Source organism: Mesorhizobium sp. M0051 (genome assembly GCF_040323235.1).
In the GTDB taxonomy this organism is placed as follows: Bacteria; Pseudomonadota; Alphaproteobacteria; order Rhizobiales; family Rhizobiaceae; genus Mesorhizobium.
On sequence record NZ_JAMYUT010000075.1, the window covers coordinates 1 to 6,537 of the forward strand.

The following is a 6,537-nucleotide window of genomic DNA, read 5'->3' on the forward strand; positions in this document are numbered from 1 at the left end:
ACCACGAGATCGACTGGCTCACGTGAAAGAACATAGTCAAACTGCTTGCTATCGTGGACTGCGGTTACCTTCAGGGCATGCATCGGCGATGAGGCGCCGCATTGCGGCATCATCGTCAATGACAAGAACATGTTTCAACGGCACACCTCGTTTTGGGGGTTGCGCCCCGATCAGGGTTGCATTACCTGAATCTGCAAGCAAAAGGCATGTATTAGTGATGACATTACTTGAAATTGAACAACTGGTTCTCAAAACCCTCAACGCTCTAGTTGCCGAAAAAGTAGAGGTGTCGATGACAACCAGAATGCGGGATCTCGGCCTCGACAGCCTCGACTATAACGAGCTTGCTACGGCGATCGAGAGCCGACTTGGCTGGTTTGTCGACGATTACAAGCTCTGGCAATACGAGTCCGTAAGGCATGTCGCCGACGCCGTCGCCAGTCAGGAGTTGCGCACCGCGGAACCACCAGCAGTGCGGCAAGTGCTGGAGTAGTGCTGTAGGCACAGGTTACGGTGAGGGCAGCTTGGGCGGCGGTAGCTATGGCCATTGCTCCGCTGTGGTTTCTATTCGTGACTGGTGTGTTTGAGAACTGTTGGGTCAGCCCGGTCCATGTCGCAGTGCCGATGCCCCCTTGATGGCGTTGCCCGCAATTGCGATCGCTGCGCCCAGGGCACCAATGCTGACGGTCGTTGTCAGGCCACCCGTTGAATTGTTGTCAGAGGCAACAGTGCCCACCACACCATCCCAATTGGTGGTCGTATAGACCGACATGTAGTCACGGAACACGCTCTCACTATACGTGGTCACGATCGTTGCCGTCGTACCGGTTGGCACGAGGGCTGACCACACTGACAGATAGACCACACCAGAATTGAAGATGCTTTCCACCTGAGCGAGAAGGGTGGCAGCCACACCCCCAATCGTCATACTGTTGACGGTCACTGCACTTTCGGTGTCAGTGGTCTCAGTTGTCACGATGACACGACGATTAGCGTGTGGCGCGACAAGAAGCGGAATGCTGGTGTGGGTGTAAACGGTCGTGGCAGTCGAGTCTTCGTGAGTGCCATTGAAGACCAGATCTATCGGGAACATTTTCTCCCAGACGCCCGAGCTGCGCACATCGACCTGTCGAGCCTTGGTCCAGAGGCTTGAGATTTTCACCCATACGGCGCTGGCCGCCCCCCAGACCCCGGAGGCTTTGACGTAAAGGGCCATTACGGCTGCACCCAGAAATCACCGTCCACGCCGCCAGAAGGGGCAGCGGCCGAGATCGTGACGCTGCGATTTGCCATCGTGCCGACGCCGAGAAGCGCCTTGGTCTGGGCAATGGACTGCGGTCGACGATAATTGTCCCCGGTGCCGTCACTCGACACGCGACCGATGAAGCTCGTCACAGCGTCGGCACCTGTGGCGTAGGTCGAGCGGTACAAACGCGTCGTGATATCACCAGCGCCATCGCGCTGAGGCGATGAACATGTATGGCGAGAGCAGAACGTTTGGGGCGGGGCGGGACGAAGAGGTTGCGGAGGGCTGACAAGGTCGAGACGAAGCGTTGCAGGCCTCCCGGCGATCGGACCCCTGCATCATCCGCTCCCGTTTTCGCGGCGGCACATGGGAATTCTCCGCTCCGTTGTTCAACCCCTTGTGCGACCGGTGCTTGACGTCCGGCATTACCTGTCGCTTTGCCGCTCCATACGAGCGCAGCTAGTCGGTGATCATGCGCTTCGGCGCGAGCCCCTGCTTCTTCAACAGCCGCGTCAGCAAGCGCTTGGCGACCTTGGTGTTGCGGCGGTTTTGCACGATTTCGTCCAGCACATATCCATCCTGGTCGACGGCGCGCCACAACCAAAGCTTTTTGCCGGGCGATGGTGACGACCACTTCGTTCAGGTACCAGACATCATTCCGGCACGGCGGCTTGCGGCGCAAGCAGCGAGCGCAGTCCAGCCCGAACTTGATGCCCCACCGGCGACTTGTCTCATACGAAACGATGCCGCGTTCCAGCAGCATTTCCTCAACCAGGCGCAGGCTCAGCGGAAACCGGAAATAAAGCCAGACCGCGTGGGCGATAATAGGCGGCGGAAATCGGGGGGCGTGTAGCTGACGGCGGGCGTATTCATGCCCCCCGGCGTCCATGTCGCAAATCTTGACGATTGCTTTGTGTGTCAAGCCCGCCGCAGGTCTCAACGCGTTCAATGCAGACATTGTGAAAATCGCCCTATTCCGTCTTTTTTTACCGCCCCTTAAGTCCCCCGCTCGCATGCTTGTCGATGCCATTGAACTCATAGCCATCGGCCAAGGAGTTTGGAAAATATGTTTCCGCTCGCAGCAGAAAACGTGAGAGTCGCTGTAGGCCTAACGTTAAGGGGAGAGAGCGGTTTGATTGGACGAAATGGGTACCGGAGTACCGAGTCATGAAGCCACGAGGTAATCTGGTCCGACTGAAGCAATTTCAGGTGAATGAGAAGCGGCGACAGTTGCACCAGCTAGACATCATGATTGCCGATTTCGAACGCATGGCGCGAGAACTGGACTTCCAGATAAACGCCGAGGAAACGAAGGCCGGCATCTCCGATGTCAATCATTTCGCTTATCCGACGTTCGCCAAGGCCGCTCGCCTACGTCGTGACAACGTCAAGAATTCGCAATCGGACCTTCTGCGGCAGAGAACCGCAGCCGAGCCATGCCTCGCCGAGGCTGAAGCAGAGCTCTCCAAGGCGCAAATGCTAGAATCGCGCAGCGGCAGAGGCCACGACCTCGAACCCGGCAACCGAAGCGCCATGATCGGCTGAGCCGGATGGCTTCAGCGCGCCTCATTCGCGACACCCGACTGGCCGTTGGCGCGCGAGAGGCGTGCGGGCACTGTAAAGATATCAGCGTCTTGATGCAGCGATAGCTGGTCGGGACGGCTGTCATGCTGCGGCGACATACGCGATTTTGTTCCAGATTTGCATGGCGGCGTTACGCAGGTATTGGGGGAAAGTGGAACTGGTTGGCAATCGGATCTCGGTGGAAACGAACCGCTGCCGGCGGACCGGCGCCTGGCGGCAACGCCTGGCGCTTTCGGCGGCGGCGGTAACCAAAGCAGGCTGGCCGCGTCGAGGATGAAGCGGCACCTGCGCGATGCCGTTCTGCTCAGGGCCGGGAGACGGGGTCGGCCCCGCCGGCCGGATGCTGCTCGCTTGGCGCGGCATCGTAAAGTCAACCGACAGCTTATGAAGATGTGCGTACATTGGGCCATGTCAGAAGTTGCTCGTGATCCGCTCTATGGTCGCCACCGCTTTCCCGCCGAGATCATTGCGCACGCGGTATGGCTCTACTTTCGCTTTCCGCTCAGCCTGCGCATGGTTGAGGACATGCTGGCGGCCCGCGGCATCATCGTCACGCATCAGACCGTTCGAAGCTGCGCGGAGAAATTCGGACGGCATTTCGCCCAGGAGATCAATATCAGCCGGCTGCCTGGGCGACAAATGGCATCTCGACGAATGTGTCGTGGCTATCAGTGGCAAGAAGCAGTGGCTCTGGCGTGCCGTCGATCAGGACGGCTTCGTCCTCGAAGTGCTGGTACAAAGCCGCCGAAATGCCAAGGCGGCAAAGCGTCTGATGCGCAAGTTGCTGAAAGCTCAAGGGCGGACACCACGGATCATGATCACCGACAAGCTCCGATCCTATGATGCCGCCATGCGCGACCTCATGCCCGGCGTCGAACACCGGTCGCACACAGGCCTGAATAATCGAGCGGAAAATTCGCACCAGCCGACCCGACGACGCGAAAGGATCATGAAACGCTTCAAGTCGGCACGTCAGCTTCAGCGGTTCGTTTCCATCCATGATCCGATTGCCGACCTGCTCACTTTCCCTGCAATGCGCTGTCATCGGCTCAACATCGAGACCTGCGTAACGCCCCCATGCAAATCTGAACAAAATCGCGTGTGTCGCCACAGCGTGACAGCCGTCCCGGCCAGCTATCGCTGCATCAAGCCGCTGAAACTTACAGTGCCGGGCGCGCTGCTACCTGAATTTCCTTAACGCTCATTCAATGTGACAGCACCGATTCTTCTCAACCGCGGCATGCCCTAAATCGTCACTTGCGTTCCGATCTCGACGACGCGTCCGGTCGGGATCTGGAAATATTCGGTCGCATCGGCGGCCGTGCGTGCCAGGCCGATGAACAGCTTGTCCTGCCACACCGGCATGCCCGAATTGGGCGAGGCTTTGAGCGAGCGCCTCGACAGGAAGAAGGATGTCGTCATGATGTCGAACTTCCAGCCTTGCTTGCGGCAGATCGCCAGCGCGCGCGGGATGTTCGGCTGCTCCATGTAGCCGAAGGTCAGCGTCACCCGCATGAACAGCTCGTTGACCGTCTCCATCTTTACCCGGTCGCTGTCGGGCACCACCGGTTGCGGCGCGGTCACCACCGAAAGGATGACGTTCTGCTCGTGCAGCACCTTGTAGTGCTTCAGGCTGTGCATCAGCGCGGTTGGCGCGCTGAGTGGATCGCTGGTCAGGAACACCGCGGTGCCGGACACCAGCTGCGGCTTTTTCTTCAGGAGATTGCCGGCGAGGAAATCGAGCGGGATTTCGTTGCGGCGGGTCTTGTCGAAGAGATAGCGGCTGCCGCGCACCCAGGTCCACATAGCCAGCACAATGGTGAAGGCCACCGCCAGCGAAGCCCAGCCACCCTCGAACACCTTGACGATGTTGGAGGCAAAGAAGCCGATGTCGATGAAGCCGAACAGCGCCGTCATGGCGACCGCCACCCACAGCCGCCATTTCCAGATCCGGGTCATGACGACGAACAGCAGCACCGTCGTCACCAGCATGTTGCCGGTCACCGAGATGCCATAGGCGGAGGCGAGCTTGCTCGATTCGCCGAAACCGACGACCAGCAGCATCACCGCCAGCGCCAGCAACAGATTGACGCGCGGCATGTAGATCTGGCCCGACTGCCGTTCCGAGGTGTGCAGGATTTCGAGGCGCGGCAGCATATTGAGCTGCACCGCCTGCCGGGTCAGCGAGAAGGCGCCGGAGATGACCGCCTGGCTGGCGATGACAGTCGCGGCCGTCGCCAGCACGACCATCGGGATCAGCGTCCAGCCTTCGTTCATCTCGAAGAATGGATGGCCGACGACGCCGTTCTTGGCCAGCACGAAGGCGCCTTGCCCGGCATAATTGAGCAGCAGGCAGGGAAACACGATCGCCAGCCAGGCCAGCACGATCGGCTTGCGGCCGAAATGGCCGAGATCGGCATAGAGTGCTTCGGCGCCGGTGACGGCGAGGAAGATGGCGCCGATGGTCACGAAAGCGACGTCGGGCGAATTGATCAGGAAGGCGACGATGTAGTGCGGGCTCACCGCCCACAGGATTTCTGGATCGGCGATGATGTGGTTGAGACCGGAAAGGCCAATTGCCAGGAACCATACGGCGGTCACCGGGCCGAACACCAATCCCACTCCGCCGGTGCCAAAGCGCTGCACCGCGAACACCATGGCCAGGATGACCAGTGTCAGCGGCACCACATAGGGCTGGAAGGTCGGCGTGACGACGTTCATACCCTCGACCGCCGACAGCACCGAAATCGCGGGCGTGATGACCGCGTCGCCGAAAAACAGCGAGGCGCCGACGATGCCGATGCCCAGGATCACCGCCGACCGCTTGGGGAAACTGCCGCGCGCTAGCGCCATCAGCGACAGCACGCCGCCCTCGCCGCCGTTATCGGCGCGCAGCACGAACATGATGTACTTGATGGTGACGATGATCGTCAGCGACCAGATGATCAGCGACAGCACGCCGAGGATATCGCCGCGCTCGGCGACATTGCCGCCCGACGACGCCACCAGCGCCTCACGGAACGCGTAGATCGGGCTGGTGCCAATATCGCCATAGACAACGCCGAGCGCGCCTAGCATCAGCACCTTGGGGCTTTGCTGTTCGATTGCCGGATGGCTCGACTGTTCGACGGGTTCTGCCTCGCTACCAGTATTGGTAAGGACCATGGACGACACTCCGATAAGGGGCGGCCCTCTACCTTTGCTGCACTGCAATATCAAGTGCCGCGAGGTAATGGCTCCGTATGCGGACCGCATTTGTTGCCGCACCGGCGGATTGTCTCATACGAAACCACGATCCCGCTCCCGGGCCATTTCCTCGACGAGACACAGGCTAAAGGGGACCTGAAGGAGGGCCAGACCGGATGGGCGATGATCTGCGGCAGGAAACGATGGCGCTGCTTGTAGCTGACGGCATATCTTTCTCCTTTGTGTGTCTGCCAGACGAGCGGGCGGGCACGGAAGTGGTCGCGCTCTGGCTGCCAGACATACTCGTCCAACCTGATGAAAACCTGACTTGTACACCCAGCCCAAACAGGTGCGAGGGGTCGGTCTATTACCAAAGGCTCTGAGGGCTGATTCTCTAGGGTTCCCGCCCAGATTGATCCGTGACCCTTGTTGTGTGCCGCCCCGGGTTGATCGGAGGCTCCATGTGTGGATGCCCCGTTTCATGCAAGTGCCTTTCGCGTCTTCGAGCATGTGATCGGGTG

Annotated in this window: 6 protein-coding genes and 4 pseudogenes; 3 read left to right on the forward strand and 7 right to left on the reverse strand. The window is 59.8% G+C overall.

All coding sequences use genetic code 11. The features are described from left to right. A pseudogene (locus NKJ90_RS33105) lies at positions 1-138 on the reverse strand (DNA-binding response regulator); the annotation flags it as partial. 79 nt (positions 139-217) lie between these two features. Between NKJ90_RS33105 and NKJ90_RS33110 the strand changes: the two are divergent. Continuing rightward, entirely contained in the window at positions 218-493 is a 276-nt protein-coding gene (locus tag NKJ90_RS33110; RefSeq protein ID WP_023679571.1) for an acyl carrier protein, read from the forward strand. A 105-nt stretch (positions 494-598) separates the two neighbouring features. On the opposite strand, the gene NKJ90_RS33115 is transcribed toward NKJ90_RS33110, so the two are convergent. The 3 genes and pseudogenes from NKJ90_RS33115 to NKJ90_RS33125 all read right to left on the reverse strand — a co-directional run bounded on the left by NKJ90_RS33115 (position 599) and on the right by NKJ90_RS33125 (position 2,119). Next, positions 599-1,216, reverse strand: a complete 618-nt coding sequence (locus tag NKJ90_RS33115; RefSeq protein WP_352487758.1) for a hypothetical protein — start codon at positions 1,214-1,216, stop codon at positions 599-601. Beyond that, positions 1,216-1,395: a hypothetical protein gene (locus tag NKJ90_RS33120; RefSeq protein ID WP_352487759.1), complete on the reverse strand. Its 180-nt coding sequence runs from the start codon at positions 1,393-1,395 to the stop codon at positions 1,216-1,218. Before NKJ90_RS33120 ends, NKJ90_RS33115 begins: the two co-directional genes overlap by 1 nt. Beyond that, positions 1,392-2,119: pseudogene (locus NKJ90_RS33125) on the reverse strand (IS6 family transposase). Before NKJ90_RS33125 ends, NKJ90_RS33120 begins: the two are co-directional and overlap by 4 nt. 294 nt (positions 2,120-2,413) lie before the next feature. Between NKJ90_RS33125 and NKJ90_RS33130 the strand changes: the two are divergent. Continuing rightward, positions 2,414-2,791 (forward strand): flagellar export protein FliJ, encoded by a 378-nt coding sequence (locus NKJ90_RS33130; protein ID WP_352487760.1) that lies wholly within the window; start codon positions 2,414-2,416, stop codon positions 2,789-2,791. A gap of 120 nt (positions 2,792-2,911) precedes the next feature. Here the strand turns inward: NKJ90_RS33130 and NKJ90_RS33135 are convergent, their stop codons facing one another. Continuing rightward, entirely contained in the window at positions 2,912-3,232 is a 321-nt protein-coding gene (locus NKJ90_RS33135; RefSeq protein WP_352487761.1) for a hypothetical protein, read from the reverse strand. A 6-nt stretch (positions 3,233-3,238) separates the two neighbouring features. Here NKJ90_RS33135 and NKJ90_RS33140 point away from each other — a divergent pair. Beyond that, positions 3,239-3,919, forward strand: a pseudogene (locus NKJ90_RS33140) (IS6 family transposase). A gap of 156 nt (positions 3,920-4,075) precedes the next feature. On the opposite strand, the gene NKJ90_RS33145 reads toward NKJ90_RS33140, so the two are convergent. Both NKJ90_RS33145 and NKJ90_RS33660 read right to left on the reverse strand, forming a co-directional pair. After that, positions 4,076-5,995 (reverse strand): potassium transporter Kup, encoded by a 1,920-nt coding sequence (locus tag NKJ90_RS33145; RefSeq protein WP_352487762.1) that lies wholly within the window; start codon positions 5,993-5,995, stop codon positions 4,076-4,078. 83 nt (positions 5,996-6,078) lie between these two features. Continuing rightward, positions 6,079-6,213, reverse strand: a pseudogene (locus NKJ90_RS33660) (IS6 family transposase); the annotation flags it as partial. Positions 6,214-6,537: the final 324 nt, after the last annotated feature.